Raw genomic sequence first — 17014 nt, 5'->3', positions numbered from 1 at the left:
AGCGGCTCAAGAGCAGCGGACAAACGGCATGACGCGGCTCAAGGATCACAATCTTTTTCTAAGGCGCACGGATCGTGCGGCGCCTGGGAAGCGCGTGCGTCCGGTGCTGTTGCTGCTCGTCTTCGTTGCGTCCGGTTTGATGCTGCTCAGCCGACTTGATCATAGCATGCTGAGTGGCGTGCGGTGGCAGGCTGCTTCGTGGCTGACGCCGGTATTGCGAGGCGCGATGATTCCGGCCGAACCCGTCCGCCAGATCGGGCGATCGATATCGACGCAAGTCGACCTCGGGAACGAGCTCGAGCGCCTCAGACAGGAAAATCAAAAGCTCGAAAGCTGGAAGTGGCGGGCGCAGCAACTCGAGGGGAAGGTCGCTGGTCTCGAGGCGTTGGCGAAGGTCGTCCCCGAGCAGAAGATCGATTTCATCACAAGCCGCGTCATCACGGATTCGAGTGGCGCGTTCGTGCGCAGCGTCACGATCGATGCCGGACGCAAGCGCAACGTGAAAGAGGGCTATCCGGTCATCAATGCCGATGGGCTCGTCGGGCGGATCGTCGATGTCGCTCCGGATGCGGCGCGCGTGCTTCTTGCGACCGATCTCAACAGCCGAATTCCCGTCCGGATCGGGCCCAATGCCGTGCGCGCAATTCTGGCCGGAGATAACAGCTCCCGTCCGAAGCTGATCTACATTCCAGACGGAGCGAATATCGCAATCGGCGACGATGTTGCGACGTCGGGCACGGGCGGGGTCTTTCCGGCAGGACTTCGTCTCGGCGCGGTCGCGGGCAATCTTTCGGACCCTCGCGTTGCGTTGCGCGCTGATCTCGATCGTCTGGAGTACGTGAGCGTGCTCTTCTTCGCCGACCCGTTTCCGGATCTTTCCGACGATCTTTCGAACCGCAAGCCAACTGGAGAAGCGAGCAACGCCGTTTCGCCTGCCTATGCTCCTCCGTCCGGAAAAGCAAAATGATGTGGCTCCGCTTTTTGATGCCGGTCATTTCAGTCGTGGTGCTGACGCTAGCTGCGGCACTGCCGTGGGGATTGGCGGCTGAAGATCGCTTCGTGTTGCCGCTCTTGCCGGTCATCGCGATCTATGAGTGGACGCGCGACCCCGACGCGTGGCTGCCGGAATGGGTGATCTTCATCGCGGGCCTGACGCTCGACGTGCTAACGCAGGGTCCCCTCGGCTATTGGGCACTCGTGTATTTGTTTGCGTACGTCGTGGCGCTCATTGCGTCGCGCACGTCCGCCGAGACAGTCATCGGCAGAATGGCGCTCATTGCTTTTGCAATCATCGCAGTGACGGGCTTCTCCTGGATTTTGGCGTCACTCTATTTTCTGCAATTGCTGGATTGGCAGCCGTATGCGCGGAGCGCGCTGATCACCATGCTCGCGGCGCTTGTGCTCGTGCCGTTGCTCGGCATTTTGCGCTTCGGATCCAGGACTTCGCGAGGCATCCGTCTCACGCGGGGCAGCGGATGACGGATTTCTCCGATGGGGACGACCGCGGGCGAGGGGATCAGTTCACGCGGCGAAGCTTGTTGCTCGGTGGTGTGCAGGCGGCGGGACTCGGGCTTGTCGGCTGGCGGGTGTTTGATCTGCAGGTGATCGGCGCGCGCCGCTACGGGCCGCTCGCCGAAAACAACCGCATCAATCTGCAGGTGCTAGCGCCGAAACGCGGGCGCATTTTCGATGCGTCGGGACGCCTGCTTGCCGATAATGAGCAAGTTTTTCGCGTCACGATCACGCCGGCGCTCGCAAAGAACCTCGGTGGCGTTCTTCGCCGTGTCAGCCGCATCGTGCCGCTTTCGGATGACGAGATCGCGAAGATTGTCGCGCGTACGCGGAAGCAGGGGCGGAATGTTGCGACGACGATCGCCTCGGACTTGAGCTTCGAGCAAGTGGCGCAGCTCAACCTCTACGCTCCGAGCCTTCCGGGCATAGCCACCGATTTCGCGTTGCGTCGCCGCTATTATGATGGTGCTCCACTCACTCATGTCGTGGGATTTGTCGGCAGCGTCGAACGGTTTGCCATCGACGACGATGCCGTCGCGCGGCTTCCCGAAATGCGCATCGGCAAGAGCGGCGCGGAATTGGGATTTGACGGTGATCTCCGCGGCACGGGCGGAACGCAGAAGGTCGAGGTCGATGCGCGCGGACGCGTTATCCGCAATCTCGAGACGACCGATCCGGTTGCGGGACGAGACGTGAGGCTCACGATCGATTCCGAGCTGCAGCGGCTTGCGATGGACCGGATGCAGCGTGAGGTCCGCGCGGCGGCGGTGATGCTCGATATCGGGACCGGCGGCATCGTCGTCATGGCTTCGGTTCCAAGCTTCGACGCAGGCGCGATTGCGAGTGGCATAGCGGACGCGGACTGGCAGAAGCTCGTTCAGGCGGAAGACAAGCCGCTGCTCAATCGTGCGATCGCCGGACAATATTCGCCGGGATCATCGTTCGTGGTCGTGACGGCGCTTGCGGCGCTCGAAGCAGGTGTTCTTTCAGCGGGTGAACGCATCCAGTGCGATGGTCAGTACGCGTATCGGGGAGAAATTTATCGCTGCTCGAAGCATGACGGTCACGGAATCCTGTCGCTTCACGAGGCAATCCGATCGTCCTGCGAAGTGTTCTTCTGCGAGGTGGCAAGCCGTTTGGGCATCGCCCGGATCGCCACTGCGGCGCGCGCAATGGGACTGGGCTCGACGTGGAATGTGGGGCTCGGCGAGGAGAAGGCCGGACTCGTTCCGGACCCGGATTGGAAGCGCGGCAACCTCAATGCGGGGTGGCTTGGCGGTGAGACGCTGCTGACGGGGTTGGGTCAAGGCTATATGCAAGCGACGCCGTTGCAACTCGCGGTGATGGCGGCTCGCATCGCGAGCGGGCGAAACGTCAATCCGGTGATCGATAGGAGAGAGAACGTTCCGGCGTTTGGTCCGCTTCCTTTCGCGGCGGACTTCTTCGACGCCGTTCGCAAGGGTATGGCTGCTGTCGTCAACGATGAGGGCGGTACCGCGAATGAGGCCATGCTCGGCGCGGGCAAGCCGATCGTTGCAGGCAAGTCTGGCGCATCGAAAATCTTCATCGGCTTTGAGCCGGCGGATGCGCCGCGCTACGCCATCGCGACCGTCATCGAGCGCGGCGGAGACGGCAATGCATCGGCCGCACTGCTGGCGCGCGATATCCTCTCGTTCGCCGTCGGCCGCGCCGATCCTGCTCGCGGCGATATTTCGCCGGGCGGCGTTGTTCCGGCGAGCGGTAATGGTGAGAAGGCGGGATGATGGAAACCTTGTTTGCCACCCGCAGCATCAGGCGTCCGCTTCGCCTCAGCGACAAGCTGTGGCTTATAAACTGGCCTCTGCTGCTGACCGCCTGTGTGCTTGCCGGCATCGGAACGGCGACGCTCTATTCGGTTTCGGGCGGTTCGTTCCAGCCGTGGGCAGAGCGGCACACGTTTCGTTTCCTCATCATGCTCGGCATCGTTGTCGCGATGGCGATCGTCCGGCTCGATGTGTGGATGAAGCTCGCCTATCCGGCCTATCTGGTGGCGCTTGCGATGCTTGCGCTCGTGCCGTTCGTCGGATCGGAAGCTCTCGGCGCGAAACGTTGGATCGATGCCGGTCCCATCTCCTTCCAACCGTCGGAGTTGATGAAGCTCGCGCTCGTCGCGGCGCTCGCGCGTTTCTATTTTCAGCTGCCGCCAGAAAAAGTCGGAAAGCCTCTGGTTGTTCTGCTGCCACTCGCCATCATCGGCGTGCCGGTTCTTTTGACCATGCAGCAGCCCGATCTCGGATCCGCCTGCCTGTTCGTCGCGCTGGGTCTGTCGCTGATGTTCCTTGCCGGTGTGCCGCTTCGCTATTTCGCGCTCGGGGGGTTGCTTGCGCTCGCTTCGCTGCCGGTGATCTGGTCGGGAATGCACGACTATCAAAAGCGGCGCGTCGAGGTTTTTCTCAACCCAGGCATGGATCCACTCGGTGCGGGCTATCACATCACGCAATCGAAGATCGCGTTGGGAGCGGGCGGCATCGCGGGTAAGGGCTTCATGCAGGGTACGCAGAGCCAGCTCGATTTCGTGCCGGAGAAACACACGGACTTCATCGCGAGCATCATCGGCGAGGAGTGGGGTTTCACCGGGATGCTGATTTTGATCGCGGTCTACGGTCTGCTCATCCTGATGATGATGCTCATGGCGCAGCGGTGCGAGAACCGCTTTGCGCGGCTTGCCATTGCCGGGTCAGCAATGACTTTTTTCCTCTACGTCTTCATCAACCTTGCGATGGTCACCGGGCTCGTTCCCGTGGTTGGCATTCCACTGCCGCTCGTCTCGTACGGGGGCACATCGATGACGACGCTGATGATCGGCCTCGGGGTCGCCATGTCGGCCTATGTGCATGGCCGGGATGGCAGGGCGTGAGGCAGATCGCGGGTTTGACCGTCCAAAAGGCCGCAGAAGGGCGCTTTATTTCAACGGGCTAATATAGTTTGGACGAGGGGGTGGACAGAGCCTTCGACCGATGCTATTCGCTCCGTCACAGGGGCCCGCATTCGGGCCCCTTCGCCGTCCTTTGGAACCGCTTGGTTCCTTTTGCGAGGTCGGCGATTGGTTCGGGTGATTAGCTCAGTTGGTAGAGCAGCTGACTCTTAATCAGCGGGTCCACGGTTCGAGCCCGTGATCACCCACCAATACTTTCCGGGGCTTACCCATTTCTCCGGAGTTCATTCTGACATGTCTGAAGCGGCTTCATTCTGACTTTCAGTCTCCTTGTGTTCGCTTTTTAGGTTGCTTTCTATCCAAGGGCGACGTCGACGAGCGGCCGTCACGCGCTGGGTCTCTGTCCGCTTGACATAGATCCTTGCGGCTTCGGGAGGTTCGGTGTCGCGACAGCGCCATGACACCCTGTTCAGTCACTTCGGCATCGTCCCTGAGCCGCTTGGCCAGCAGGTATCGTGGCCAGTTGGCGGGCGCTGGCGCCGAGGAACAAGGTTTCTCGGAGTTTCCATCTGCTGATCGGTTTCCACTAGACGAAGACTGTTTTATCCCATCAGCTGACCTCAACGAAACCGGTGGGTGGGGTCATCGATTTTGGGGCGCGAAAGTCTGCTCACAGGTGGGGAGCAGACTATTAGGCGAACTAACGGTGGAACGTGACACGAACCAGCGCTTAGTACCGTGCGGCGGTGATTGATTGACATCGACTATGGCGCAGACTCTGCAGCAAGCAACAAACGGCTGACACGCTACGCTTTTCGCCCATGGAATTCGACTTGCTCAGTACTTCCCTTCAAGCTTCAAGGCCGCCACGATGAGAAAGCTGCCCGTCGAATGGAACGCGGTGCTTACAATTTGGGTATCGGTCATTGCTTTGACGCCCGGTCTTTGTTCGGGAGAGGACCAATCCAGTAACGCCTTCTTCAGGTCCGCCATTCGCTGGGTTATCGTACCCTCCTTATGACCGTGCGCGACCGAGTTGCGGAGATCGTTGCCTTTCTTTAGTACCTCCCACAGCTCCTTAGTTAGAAGCACGGTTGTCACTCATTTCCCTCGATCATGTGCTTCAAACCTGCAACTTTGCGGCAGTCTGACAGGTAGTCTGGACATAGCTCGGGTTTTGGGGTTGACCATTCATACCCCCACTGGGTATACGTGCGTAAGCAGGTGAGAATTTTGTGAAACTTGTTGTCGCCATAAGGGTCGTACTTGCGACCGCGCTCCTCTTCCTCTTTTCGGGGACGTTGGCGTTTGCACACGAGGGCCATCATCATGGCGCGCAAAGACAGCATGCGGTTACGCACATTGAACCGTCTGCCTCTCAATCTTCGTCTCACTCGTCGACTCTGCTTGGCGCGAAGGTCTCGAAAACAAAATTTGCGAAGCTCCCCCACGCGACAATAGTCACTGTTGCCTCAGCAGATTTTACCCCGGCCTCCGACTGCGGATATGGCTGCTGCTGTTGCGCCGGCACGTCCACATGTGGAATGTCTGCCTGCTCGGCCCTCGCCCTATCGGCGGCTGAAGCATTTGTCCCTCGTCCTCTGCACTCGGATAAACTGGCCTTCAAAATTTCCGACGTTCGCGCTGGACGCTCGGATTCCGGCCTCGACCGGCCCCCCAAAGCCTAATCCCTCAAATTTTGTGATGTGACCGGCATGCCTCGCGCATGCGCGGGCAACCGCATCGATTCCGCCTGTTTCCGGCTGATCGGGTTTCACCACCCGGGCGTCGCGGCAGGCCATGCAAACCTATTTAATCCAGGGATTGAAGACAATGAAACTCGCAACACTCGCGCTGACACTCGCCCTGTCGGTTCCGTCTCTGACCGCGAATGCCGGAGATATGAACAACATGCAGGACATGCAGCAGATGCACGACATGAAGGGCATGAACGACATGATGGGAGGCTCTCAATCGGAGTCATCGAAGGCATTCAACGATGCAATGTCCAAGATGCACGAGAAGATGAGCATGCACATGACCGGCGATGCCGACGTCGATTTCGTCAAGGGCATGATCCCACACCACCAGGGCGCGGTGGAGATGGCGAAGATCGAACTTCAGTACGGCAAAGACCCCGAGCTGCACAAACTCGCCGAAGGCATCGTGAAAGCGCAGGAATCTGAAATCGCCTTCATGAAGTCCTGGCTCGAAAAGCACGAAAAGTAGCGCCATGCTGAGGAGCAATACGGCAATGAAGCTCGCGAAATCACTGGCAGCCAAAGCCCGCCTCGCTCTGGGGTGCTGCGTCTTTGTCGCCGTATTTCTCACCTCGCCGCTTGCCATGGCACATGGCGGCGAGGATCACGGCAGCGAGGGGAAGACGGTCGATCCCGGAATTGCGGCCCGTGTCGTGGCAAGTTCCGAACTCTATGAAATCTCCGGCGTGCCGACCGCAACCGGTGGCGGCAAGCTCGTTATCTATCTGACGGACTTCTGGTCGAACCAGCCGGTCAAAGGCGCAAAGATCGACGTCACGTTTGGCGAAACGCCTTTGTTGGCTTCCGCCGTCAAGGATCATTACGAGCTTTCTGCGCCATGGGTAACGAAGCCGGGAAGCTACGCGCTCACCTTTTCCGTGGCCGCTGGCGATAATTCGGATCTTTTGATCGGTACGCTCGATATTCCCGCCGCCGTAACGCAGCACAGTCACGAGAGCATTTGGGATCATATTCTTCGGCACGATCTGATTGCCGACGTGAGTGAAAAAAGCAGCGCGGCTGTTCTCGATCTTCCCGACAATTCCCGTCGCGTCGCCGACGGCTCCATCTTCATGCCCAAGGCAACTCAAGCCCTGCTTGGCGTTGAAACGCTACGCACATCGCAAGCAATGCCGATCCCGAAGATCATGAGCTTCGCTGGGCAAGTCGTCACCGATCCGAACCGGAGCGGTGTCGTCCAGTCGCTGCTCAATGGCCGTATCGAGCCGCCCGAGGGCGGGTTTCCGATCATCGGCTCGCGTGTTCAAGAGGGCCAAGTGCTTGGCTATCTCATGCCGCGCGTCGAACTTGTCGATCAGAGCGATATTCGCCAGACGACAGGCGAACTCGACAGGCAGATCAAACTCGCAGAGTCAAAGGTCGCGCGGTATGACAAGCTCAAGAACGTTATTGCTGACTCGCTTATCGCTGACGCTCATTTGGAACTCGACGGACTCCGGGCGCGGCGCGCTGAGATTAAACCAGTCCTCGGCGCGCGCCAGCCGCTGACCGCTCCGGCTTCAGGTGTTATCGCCGTTGCGAACGTGTCGGCAGGACAGGTGGTCGATCCTCAGACCACCCTCTTTCAGATTGTCGATCGCGGCAGCCTTTTCGTCGAAGCGCTCGCTTTCGATCTAGCCGCAGTGCCCGGCATCGAGCACGGTGCGAAAGCGGCGAGCGCCGTTACGTCCGATGGGCAAAAGCTGACGCTTGAGTTCGTTGGCCGTGGACTTTCGCTGCGCCAGCAAGCCGTGCCGCTTCTTTATCACATCACGAGTGGCGGCGATGCGCTTAGCCTTGGCCAGCCTGTCAACGTCGACGTCCCCGTCGAGGAGCCGGTAAAGGCTATTCCAGTTCCGCGTTCAAGCGTCGTGCGCACCCCAAACGGACAGCAATCCGTCCTCGTGCATGTCGCGCCCGAACGCTTCGAAGCAAGGCCCGTCATCGCCGAACAAGTGGACGCTGACCGTCTCGGTATCACGGCCGGCGTCGATCCCGATGTGCGCATCGTCGGTCGCGGCGCAGAACTCATCAATCAGGTGCGGTGAGGCCATGTTCAATTTTCTCGTCAGGACAAGCCTTGCCAATCGCCTCGTGGTTCTTGCAGCGGCGGCAATTCTCGTCGTTTGGGGCAGCGTCACGGTCTCGACCCTGCCGGTCGATGTGTTCCCGGATCTCAATAAGCCAACCGTGACGATCATGACGGAAGCGGAAGGGCTTGCCCCTCCCGAAGTCGAGCAGCTTGTCGGCTATCCGATTGAAAGCGCAATGAACGGTCTTTCCGGCGTGACGCGCGTCCGCTCCGTAGCGGGAATTGGCCTTTCGATTGTCTATGTCGAGTTTGATTGGGGAACCGACATCTACCGCAACCGGCAACAAGTCGCCGAGCGGCTCGCAACGCTTTCCGGCCAGCTTCCGCCCGGCGTGACGCCACAAATGGGGCCGGTCTCTTCAATCATGGGCGAGATAATGCTGATAGCCGTCACGGGCGGACCTGAGGCCAATCCCATGACGGTGCGCGAGACGGCGGATTTTATTATCCGGCCGCGTCTCCTTGCTATACCCGGCGTCAGCCAAGTCATCCCAATTGGTGGCGAGGTCCGGCAATACAGAGTCACCCCCAATATCGCGGCGATGGCTTCACTCGGCGTCAGCGCATCCGACATCGAAGCCGCGATCCGCTCGTTCGGCACGAACACGGGCGGCGGCTTCGTCAATCAGGATGACCGCGAGTATCTGATCCGCAATCTCGGGCGCACGACAAGCCTTGAGGATTTGCGCAGCATTTCCGTTGCGGCACGCGCAGGTCAGTCAGTCCTGCTGCGGCAGGTGGCAACCGTCGATTTCGCGGCAGCGGTCAAGCGCGGAGATGCCGGCGCAAATGGCGCTCCCGCCGTCATCGTCTCGGTGCAGAAGCAGCCGGGCGCCGATACAGTAAAACTCACGCAAGAGGTCGAAAGCGCACTCGCGGAGCTTACGCGCAACTTGCCGAAAGGGATCAGGGCCGATCAACTTCTTTTCCGTCAGGCAGACTTCATCTCAACGTCCATCGCCAACGTAGAGAATGTCCTGAAGGAGGCAGCGATTGTCGTTGCCGTTGTGCTGTTCCTGTTCCTTCTCAATGTGCGGACGACAGCTATCTCTCTGACGGCCATTCCACTCTCGCTCTTCGTCACTGTGCTCGTCTTCAAGTGGTTCGGGCTTTCGATCAACACGATGACGCTTGGCGGCCTCGCCATCGCTATCGGCGAACTCGTTGACGATGCCGTGGTCGATGTCGAGAATATCTACCGCCGACTGCGCGAAAACGCCCGCATGCCAAGGCCGCGCCCGTTGCTTGAGGTCGTCGCCGACGCCAGCATCGAGGTCCGCTCCGGCATCATCTACGCGACTTTCATCATCGTACTCGTCTTCGTGCCGCTGTTCGCGCTCTCGGGCATTGAGGGGCGGCTGTTCGCGCCGCTTGGCGTCGCCTACATTGTGTCGATCCTTGCGAGCCTTCTTGTTTCGATCACAGTTACGCCCGTGCTCGCATCGTTCCTGCTCCGCGAATCGGCCGAGAAGGCACACGGCGACAGCGCCATCGTCCGGTCTCTCAAACGCTGGAACGAGAAGGCGCTCAAGGCATCTTTCCGTTCTCCCAGGATCATCGCCGGTTTCGTTGTGTCCGCCTTCGCGATTGCAACACTCTTCGCCGCCTTCCTGCCGCGCTCTTTCCTTCCACCTTTCAACGAAGGCACGCTCACGATCAGCCTGACGCTCAATCCCGGAATCTCGCTTGAGGAAAGCAACCGTCTCGGACTGATCGCTGAGGCACTGCTCAAGGAAATCCCCGAAGTCAAATCCGTTGGCCGCAGAACCGGTCGCGCCGAACTCGACGAACATGCAGAAGGTGTGCATTCGAGCGAGATCGACGTGGATCTCAAAAAGTCGAACCGGACGCGCGACGAAATTCTCGCGGACGTTCGGCGCAAACTTGCCATCCTTCCCGCGAGCACGAATGTCGGCCAACCGATATCTCACCGGCTCGATCATATGCTTTCCGGGGTGCGAGCTGAAATTGCCCTAAAAATTTACGGAGACGATACCGAGACCTTGCGTGCGCTTGCGGAAGCGCTACGCAGCAAGCTCACGGGCGTGAAAGGTCTCGTCGATCTGCAGCTCGAAAAGCAGGTTCTTATCCCGCAGCTCGAAGTCAAGGTCGATCCCAGCCGTGCGCAGCTCTACGGCATCACGCCGTCTGGCGTGACGGAAGCGCTCGACAGCCTGTCGAACGGGCGCAAGGTTTCAACGATTGTCGATGGCGCGAAGCGGTTTGACGTCGTGCTCCGCCTTGCCGATCAGGACCGGACGACAGCCGGTCTCGGCGGCCTCTTGATTGAAACCCCCAAGGGCCGCATTCCGCTTCGCCTTGTCGCCGATGTTTCAGAGTCGGAAGGCCCCAATCAAATTTTGCGGGAAAACGGGCGACGCCGCATGGTCGTGCTCGCTAATACCGATGGCTCGGATATGGGAGGCATTGTCAGACAGATCCGCGATGTCGTTGCGGCCACGCCATTGCCAGCGGGTTACTCGACCAGTCTGGAAGGCACGTTCCAGGCGCGCGAGGGGGCCTCACGGCTGATCCTCGGTCTTTCCGTCATCTCTCTGTCGGCCATCTTCATCGTGCTCTTCAGCCGTTACCGGTCAGCGATCCTTGCTCTCATTATCATGGGCAATGTACCGCTCGCCTTTATTGGCAGCGTTGCGGCGCTATGGCTTGCGGGCCAACCGCTTTCCGTGGCCTCGATGATCGGCTTTATCACGCTCACGGGCATCAGCGCGCGCAATGGCATCCTCAAAATCAGCCATTACATCAATCTGGCTCTCCATGAAGGCGAGCCGTTTGGCGAGGGGCTTGTCATCAGGGGCAGCCTCGAACGGCTGACGCCTGTCTTTATGACGGCACTCTCAGCAGGCATGGCCCTCACGCCATTGCTGCTCGACGCCGATGCGACCGGTAAGGAGATGTTGCATCCCGTCGCCGTGACGATATTCGGCGGCCTCATCAGCGCAACGCTGCTCGATCTTCTCGTGACGCCGCTCCTGTTCCTGCGCTTCGGCAGACCTGCGCTGGAGCGGCTCGCAGCCGATCCCCCGCCTGCGGGGACACCGCAACTCGCCGAGACTTTCTAACAAAGGAGAATGATATGGCTCTCAAGAAAGCCCAACTAATTGCCGCTGCGTTTGCGCTTGCGGTGGCTTCGCCCGCCCTCGGGCACGAGGAAGTCAAAGGCCCCAATGGCGGTCACGTCATGGAATCGTCGGGCCATCATATCGAGTTTGTGCCATCGCAAACTGAGGTGACGTTTTATCTTTCCGACGCAGCGGGCAAGCCCATCGCCTCGAAAGGCACAAAGGCCAAGGTGTTTGTGCAGGAGGGCGGGAAGACAATACCGCTCGTGCTTACGCCCACCGATCCCGATAAGCTTACCGGCAAACTGGCAGCGCCGTTGTCGTCCGGCGCGAAAGTGGCTGTTACCGCGACCATGACGGATGGCCATAATCTTCAGGCCCGCTACGTCGTGCCGTGAATGACTGGCGCCAAATCGGTCTTGGGATCTCATCCGTGACGCAGGTCGCGTACTACTCGATTACGTGCCGTCGAGTGAGGAACTCCCAGACGAGATTTGCGCTGCAGTGGAGACCGAGAAGGATCGCATCAAAGCGAGCGCCAATATAATGGAGCGGAGCCGCCAAATTGCTGGTGTTCGTGGATCGGAGTTGACAACACGGCCGCGCCGCAGTGAAATAATTGCCAAGGGGTCCCGCGACGTCCCCGTGAGGCGACAGCCCAAAGTTCGCGTCCGATCAACCTTCATATTGAGGGAAAGGACGCGCCATGCCGTCACCCACAGAAATCACAGTTTCCCAACTCTCCCGCCTCATTGGTCTGCCCGGCAGTCCGCTGCTCATCGACGTGCGGCCGGACGATGCCCATAAGCGCGACCCGCATCTCATTCCGGGTTCGATTCCGCGGCCTGAGGCAAAGCCCGAGGATTTGCTCTCCGCCTTCGGCCAGAAACCGGCCGTCGTCATTTGCGAAAACGGCGGCGCTTTGAGTCAGGGCATCGCTGCATGGCTGCGCCATGCCGGTGTGCCCGCCGAAACGCTCGAAGGAGGCTTTGCTGCGTGGCAGAAGGCCGGGCAGCCGCTTCTCGCCACCAAAAACCTGCCGCCCCGTGATAGCCAGGGACGCGCCGTGTGGGTGACGCGTGCCCGCCCCAAGGTTGATCGCATCGCCTGCCCCTGGCTCATTCGGCGCTTCGTCGATCCCGAGGCCGTGTTCCTGTTCGTAGCACCCAATGAAGTGCTGCACACTGCCGAGCGGTTCTCTGCCACGCCATTCGATATTCCTGACGTCTATTGGAGTCACCGTGGCGAGCGTTGTTCCTTCGACACGATGCTGGAAGAGTTTGCGCTCGCCATTCCGGCGCTGGACCGCGTCGCCGCCATCGTGCGCGGCGCCGACACCACAAGGCCGGATCTCGCGCCTGAGGCTGCTGGCCTTCTGGCTGCGTCGCTCGGGTTTTCGCGCATGTACCGCGACGACCTCGAGCAACTCGCGGCTGCGATGGCGCTGTATGATGCCTTCTACCGCTGGGCGCGCGACGCGACCGAGGAAACCCACACCTGGTCTGAGGGCACAGGAGCCAGGGCCTGATGGACAAGGTGGTCTCTGAATTTCCCGAAGCAGCATCCTCCCAAGATGTGAGCTTCAGAGAAGCCTTCTCGACGTTCGCACGCATTGGCGTGCTGTCGTTCGGGGGCCCCACAGCGCAAATCGCCCTCATGCACAAGATCATCGTCGAAGAGAAGAAGTGGCTCGACGAGCAGCATTACCTCAATGCACTGAGTTTTTGCATGCTGTTGCCGGGACCCGAGGCCATGCAGCTCGCGACCTATGTGGGCTGGCGTTTCCATGGCCTCAAAGGTGGCCTCGCAGGGGGACTGCTGTTCGTTCTTCCGGGCGCTGCCGTGGTTCTGGCGTTGTCAATGATCTACGCCTACTTTGGGAACGTGCCTCTCGTCGATGCGCTGTTCCTCGGCATCAAGGCAGCGGTGCTGGTCATCGTCGTCGAGGCATTGCTGAGGATCTCCAGGCGCGCGCTAAAGCTCCCGGAACACTGGCTGATCGCAGTGGTGTCCTTTGTCTCGATCTTCTTCCTGGCGGCGCCGTTTCCGTTGATCGTGTTTGCCGCCGCTCTCCTCGGCTACATTCGCGCACAAGGGCGGGCACAGTTGCATCCCATCTCCGTCCGGGCGGTGGAGACCGTCAAGACCGTAGCAGCATGGGTGGTGGTGTGGTTTGCGCCGCTATTGGCAATCGCGGCGTTCTTCGGCCGCGATCATGTGCTGTCTCAGCTCAGCGTTTTCTTTTCCAAGCTTGCCGTGGTGACATTCGGCGGCGCTTACGCGGTGCTCGCCTACATGGCGCAGGACGTGGTGACGCGCTACGGTTGGCTCGATGCTGGCGCGATGATGGATGGTCTCGGTCTCGCCGAGACGACTCCCGGCCCTTTAATTCTTGTAACGGAATTCGTCGGCTTCCTCACCGCATTCCGTCACGGGGGCGATCCCGCATTGCTTCAGGGTTTGCTCGGCGCCTTCGTGGCGCTATGGGCGACTTTTGCGCCCTGCTTCCTATGGATCTTCGCCGGGGCGCCCTACATCGCCTGGATGACTCATCAGCCGCGCCTCAAGGGCGCGCTTGCCGCCATAACAGCGGCGGTGGTCGGTGTCATCCTCAACCTCGCCATCTGGTTTGCACTCCACGTCTTCTTCCACGACGTCAGCCTGCACCACCTCGGGCCGGTGCAGTTATGGACGCCAACTTTGTCATCCATCGATTGGCGGGTTGTCACGCTGGCAAGCGTCTCTGCCTACCTGCTGCTGTTCCGTCATTGGTCCATCGCCTCGACGCTGGCCGTTGCATCAGCGGGATCGCTGGCAATTCGAGCATTAGAACTCTGGTAACTCACCAGGAAAGGGGGTCGGAAAAAATTCAATAGGAGGCCTTACCATGCGAAAATCGATCCCGTGCATCACGGTCCTCACACTGATGATCAACATTTATGCGCCCTTAGCGATTGGAGACGATGAGCCCGCGCTCGACACGGCCGCCATCGAAGCTGCCAGTGGCCTCAAAGGCACCTTCAACAAGGAGGAAAATGTATTCAAGGTGTCGAAAGCGCGAACGGACGTCGCGATTAGCGTAGATGATTGGAAGATGCCCGCGTTCATGGGGCTCACATCTTGGGCGGCATTCACTCCGGCCCACGACGGGACGACAATGATGATGGGAGACACCGTCCTCTTTGAAGACGAGGTCAACCCCGCGATGAGCGTTGCGCTCGAAAATGGCCTCGATGTCACCGCGCTCCATAACCACTTCTTTTACGACGAGCCGAAGATCTATTTCATGCACATTGGAGGCATGGGCAATGCCGGCACGCTCGCAACCGGCGTCAAAAAAATTTACGACAAGATCGCGGAAATCCGTCGCGCCCACCCGCAGCCGCAGAAGGCATTCGATGGAGCCACGATATCTGCCAGCAACTCGATTACCGCTGCACCGATCGAGGCCGCTTTGGCCATCACGGGCCAGGCCAAGGACGGCATGTTCAAGATTGTCATCGGCCGACCCGCGACGATGCACGGAACGCCCGTTGGCAAGGAGATGGGAATCAACACTTGGGCCGCGTTTGCCGGAAGCGATGATGCGGCCGTCGTCGACGGCGACTTTGCGATGACCGAAAACGAGCTTCAGACCGTGCTAAAGGCCATGCGCAAAGGAGGCATCAACATCGTCGCCATCCATCAACACATGGTCAGCGAAGAGCCGCGCATCCTGTTCTTGCACTATTGGGCTAAGGGCAAGGCTGCGGCAGTTGGCGCAATCGTTGAAGGCGGTGCTGAATACACAGCAACCTACAAAATAATGAGCATTCACACTTCTGCAGTTGGCCCGTAGCGTCGGAGAGGCGACGACCGCTCTCGGATAACCCCTACCGCAGTGGCGCCGGTTTACCCTGTTCGCGACACTCAATCCCACAAGCGGACATTAGCCTGACGTTCGGCGAGGTCAGCATCTGCGTCACCAACGATGCCTGCTTTCGAGGGCTAGCGGAAGCGCGCTTGGCGACGCCCGGGACGGCTTTTGAAGTACAGCCGACATGACTATCTAGCAGTCGATTGGACTGCCGCGCTCCCGGTTCGGGTAGCTTGGAAGAAAGATATAATCTTCTCCGCCCGCTTCAGGGCAGCGGTTGCGTAGTCGTTCATAAGCGCTGACAGCGCCGGCCATAGAGTTAGCGGTCCTAAACCGGCCTTGCCTTACGGATCGTGATCAGCACCAGCCGCGATGTGCGGTCAACTCATCACGCCAAGCGAGGCAGGCCTTCGAAACAACAGAGCTTTCTTCAAAACTGCTCAGTCGTCTGCATTATTCGCATTTGGCAGCTTGAAAGCGCGAGGTCGAGGAATTCACCCTATTATGCCGGTCGAGTCACTGGATTTTTTCTGCGTCAGTGCTGTTCACCGGCTTCCTCTCGCCCTTTTTAAAGGCGGATTTGGTGAATTTACTGCCACTCCTTGAGATCCTCGTAGTCCAGCCTGTGTCCCAAGTTATTACGGCAGCATCACTCTCCTCTTTCCACGTGCCGGTCATACCTTCTTTGGGCAGTGTAGCCTTGGCCTTGCCGTCGACTGCAAGCGTGATCTCGAAGGGCTTGCCGCTCGTGTCTTTTACTTTCCACGTGCCTTGGAAGTCACTGGCCGCAATACTGACAGACGCCAGCATCGCAGACATCAACAACCCCGTCAGAAGTGCGAAAAGTCGTTTTACCTGGGCGTTCATTGTTAGCCTCCGGAGGGATGTTCGCAAATGACGAACGTCGTCCATCTCTCGGAGTTCCGAGAACTGATCCTGTAGCCGCTTCTAGGAACTCCTCACCGCTTCCAAGGAGGGGGCATAACCGTACAACTCCGCTTTTCCTTAGCTGAAACCGGCCCGCAGGAGAGCAAGTCCGGGTTAATTCGCGTAGCTCTTATCTAATTGAATCGCATTGATCGCAGTCGCATTTAGCGGCTTATGGAGGCGATCGCTCCATTCAACTGCCCTCGCGCGGAACGAAGGCGCGCCGCGAGCCGTTGAACTATTGGAGTCCGATTTCCCGGATTCCGATTCGAGGACAACATGCACAAATTTTACAAAGCCCTAACGGTAAGCGCCGCGACATTGGCCCTGACCGCAGGTGGGTTGACGCTGGCCTTCGCCGCGCCGCCGACTTCAGCTACGGACAGTTCAACTTCGGGGGCAAGTACAGGATCGAGTACAGGTAACAGCGGCGCGAGCGACCCCAACGCAAAGACTTCCGACCGCACGCCGGGCGATGCGACACCGCACCGTACCCCGGACGCAACCGCCACCGGAGCAGCTGGTACTGATGCCGGCAAAACTTCGGGTGGCACATCTGATCGGACTCCTAGCAACCATTACAACCCTCCGGGCAACTGAACTAGCGGCGCTGAAACTGCGTTCGTGGATCTGACATTTGAGCTGATATCAGTTACGTCCACCGAAGCGTGGCATTTCTAACTGACCACAATAGCGCATACACGCTGAATGCAACCACAGAAGGAAGTACCAACTAGGTGCGGCCTGGATGCGTTACATCTGGTTCGATGATCGCATGAGTATCGGCGTGAAAGCGGCGAGGCCGCGTCGATTACTCCTGTTTGACCTGTGCCCGTCGCTTCGAATGATCTGTGCGGCGAAAGTGGCCGC

General features: G+C 59.5%; 14 protein-coding genes, 1 tRNA gene and 1 pseudogene. 13 read left to right on the top strand and 3 right to left on the bottom strand.

What is annotated here, in order from left to right; genetic code table 11:
• The first annotated feature begins 28 nt into the window (after positions 1 to 28).
• From mreC to G359_RS13880, 5 genes are all read left to right on the top strand, one after another.
• Positions 29 to 967 carry a rod shape-determining protein MreC gene (mreC, locus tag G359_RS13900; protein WP_052699387.1) on the top strand — a complete coding sequence of 313 codons (939 nt, stop codon included), beginning with the start codon at positions 29 to 31 and terminating at the stop codon, positions 965 to 967.
• Positions 964 to 1479, top strand: coding sequence for a rod shape-determining protein MreD (gene mreD / locus G359_RS20790; protein WP_045836613.1), 516 nt, complete (start codon positions 964 to 966; stop codon positions 1477 to 1479). Before mreC ends, mreD begins: the two co-directional genes overlap by 4 nt.
• Complete coding sequence (gene mrdA, locus G359_RS13890; protein ID WP_045836612.1) at positions 1476 to 3275, top strand: penicillin-binding protein 2; 1800 nt, start codon at positions 1476 to 1478, stop codon at positions 3273 to 3275. Before mreD ends, mrdA begins: the two co-directional genes overlap by 4 nt.
• Positions 3275 to 4408 (top strand): rod shape-determining protein RodA, encoded by a 1134-nt coding sequence (gene rodA, locus G359_RS13885; protein WP_052699386.1) that lies wholly within the window; start codon positions 3275 to 3277, stop codon positions 4406 to 4408. The genes mrdA and rodA overlap by 1 nt, the downstream gene beginning before the upstream one ends.
• A 193-nt stretch (positions 4409 to 4601) precedes the next feature.
• A tRNA-Lys gene (locus tag G359_RS13880) sits at positions 4602 to 4677 on the top strand.
• Between the two features lie 586 nt (positions 4678 to 5263).
• Here the strand turns inward: G359_RS13880 and G359_RS13875 are convergent.
• On the bottom strand, positions 5264 to 5527 hold the full coding sequence (locus tag G359_RS13875) for a hypothetical protein (protein ID WP_052699385.1): 264 nt from the start codon (positions 5525 to 5527) through the stop codon (positions 5264 to 5266).
• Between the two features lie 732 nt (positions 5528 to 6259).
• On the opposite strand from G359_RS13875, the gene G359_RS13860 reads away from it, so the two are divergent.
• The 8 genes and pseudogenes from G359_RS13860 (at position 6260) to G359_RS13830 (ending at position 15199) form a co-directional block, all read left to right on the top strand.
• The gene (locus G359_RS13860; protein WP_045838019.1) at positions 6260 to 6655 is read left to right on the top strand and encodes a CopM family metallochaperone; all 396 of its coding nucleotides are present in this window, start codon (positions 6260 to 6262) and stop codon (positions 6653 to 6655) included.
• A 25-nt stretch (positions 6656 to 6680) separates the two neighbouring features.
• A complete protein-coding gene (locus G359_RS19750) occupies positions 6681 to 8234 on the top strand; it encodes an efflux RND transporter periplasmic adaptor subunit (RefSeq protein ID WP_197077584.1) in 1554 nt (517 codons plus the stop codon).
• 4 nt (positions 8235 to 8238) lie between these two features.
• Positions 8239 to 11361 carry an efflux RND transporter permease subunit gene (locus tag G359_RS13850; protein WP_045836608.1) on the top strand — a complete coding sequence of 1041 codons (3123 nt, stop codon included), beginning with the start codon at positions 8239 to 8241 and terminating at the stop codon, positions 11359 to 11361.
• A gap of 14 nt (positions 11362 to 11375) precedes the next feature.
• Positions 11376 to 11759 carry a hypothetical protein gene (locus tag G359_RS13845; protein ID WP_045836607.1) on the top strand — a complete coding sequence of 128 codons (384 nt, stop codon included), beginning with the start codon at positions 11376 to 11378 and terminating at the stop codon, positions 11757 to 11759.
• Positions 11760 to 11778: 19 nt separating this feature from the next.
• Positions 11779 to 11889: pseudogene (locus G359_RS20970) on the top strand (cation transporter); the annotation flags it as partial.
• A gap of 178 nt (positions 11890 to 12067) precedes the next feature.
• Positions 12068 to 12889, top strand: a complete 822-nt coding sequence (locus G359_RS13840) for a chromate resistance protein ChrB domain-containing protein (protein WP_045836606.1) — start codon at positions 12068 to 12070, stop codon at positions 12887 to 12889.
• Positions 12889 to 14202, top strand: a complete 1314-nt coding sequence (gene chrA / locus G359_RS13835) for a chromate efflux transporter (protein WP_045836605.1) — start codon at positions 12889 to 12891, stop codon at positions 14200 to 14202. Before G359_RS13840 ends, chrA begins: the two co-directional genes overlap by 1 nt.
• A 46-nt stretch (positions 14203 to 14248) precedes the next feature.
• Positions 14249 to 15199, top strand: a complete 951-nt coding sequence (locus G359_RS13830; RefSeq protein WP_052699383.1) for a DUF1259 domain-containing protein — start codon at positions 14249 to 14251, stop codon at positions 15197 to 15199.
• 534 nt (positions 15200 to 15733) lie between these two features.
• Here the strand turns inward: G359_RS13830 and G359_RS13825 are convergent.
• The gene (locus tag G359_RS13825) at positions 15734 to 16084 is read right to left on the bottom strand and encodes a hypothetical protein (RefSeq protein ID WP_045836604.1); all 351 of its coding nucleotides are present in this window, start codon (positions 16082 to 16084) and stop codon (positions 15734 to 15736) included.
• Between the two features lie 350 nt (positions 16085 to 16434).
• Positions 16435 to 16698 carry a hypothetical protein gene (locus tag G359_RS20565; protein ID WP_156150780.1) on the bottom strand — a complete coding sequence of 88 codons (264 nt, stop codon included), beginning with the start codon at positions 16696 to 16698 and terminating at the stop codon, positions 16435 to 16437.
• Positions 16699 to 17014 lie beyond the last annotated feature (316 nt).

Source organism: Hyphomicrobium sp. 99, from assembly GCF_000384335.2.
GTDB lineage: Bacteria > Pseudomonadota > Alphaproteobacteria > Rhizobiales > Hyphomicrobiaceae > Hyphomicrobium_B.
This window is presented reverse-complemented; position numbering and strand designations above follow the sequence as displayed.

Bases quoted from the DNA above. Each gene is read 5' to 3' on its own strand.
- mreC (WP_052699387.1), top strand. From the start codon at position 29: ATGACGCGGCTCAAGGATCACAATCTTTTTCTAAGGCGCACGGATCGT.
- mreD (WP_045836613.1), top strand. From the start codon at position 964: ATGATGTGGCTCCGCTTTTTGATGCCGGTCATTTCAGTCGTGGTGCTG.
- mrdA (WP_045836612.1), top strand. From the start codon at position 1,476: ATGACGGATTTCTCCGATGGGGACGACCGCGGGCGAGGGGATCAGTTC.
- rodA (WP_052699386.1), top strand. From the start codon at position 3,275: ATGGAAACCTTGTTTGCCACCCGCAGCATCAGGCGTCCGCTTCGCCTC.
- G359_RS13860 (WP_045838019.1), top strand. From the start codon at position 6,260: ATGAAACTCGCAACACTCGCGCTGACACTCGCCCTGTCGGTTCCGTCT.
- G359_RS19750 (WP_197077584.1), top strand. From the start codon at position 6,681: ATGAAGCTCGCGAAATCACTGGCAGCCAAAGCCCGCCTCGCTCTGGGG.
- G359_RS13850 (WP_045836608.1), top strand. From the start codon at position 8,239: ATGTTCAATTTTCTCGTCAGGACAAGCCTTGCCAATCGCCTCGTGGTT.
- G359_RS13845 (WP_045836607.1), top strand. From the start codon at position 11,376: ATGGCTCTCAAGAAAGCCCAACTAATTGCCGCTGCGTTTGCGCTTGCG.
- G359_RS13840 (WP_045836606.1), top strand. From the start codon at position 12,068: ATGCCGTCACCCACAGAAATCACAGTTTCCCAACTCTCCCGCCTCATT.
- chrA (WP_045836605.1), top strand. From the start codon at position 12,889: ATGGACAAGGTGGTCTCTGAATTTCCCGAAGCAGCATCCTCCCAAGAT.
- G359_RS13830 (WP_052699383.1), top strand. From the start codon at position 14,249: ATGCGAAAATCGATCCCGTGCATCACGGTCCTCACACTGATGATCAAC.
- G359_RS13825 (WP_045836604.1), bottom strand. From the start codon at position 16,084: ATGAACGCCCAGGTAAAACGACTTTTCGCACTTCTGACGGGGTTGTTG.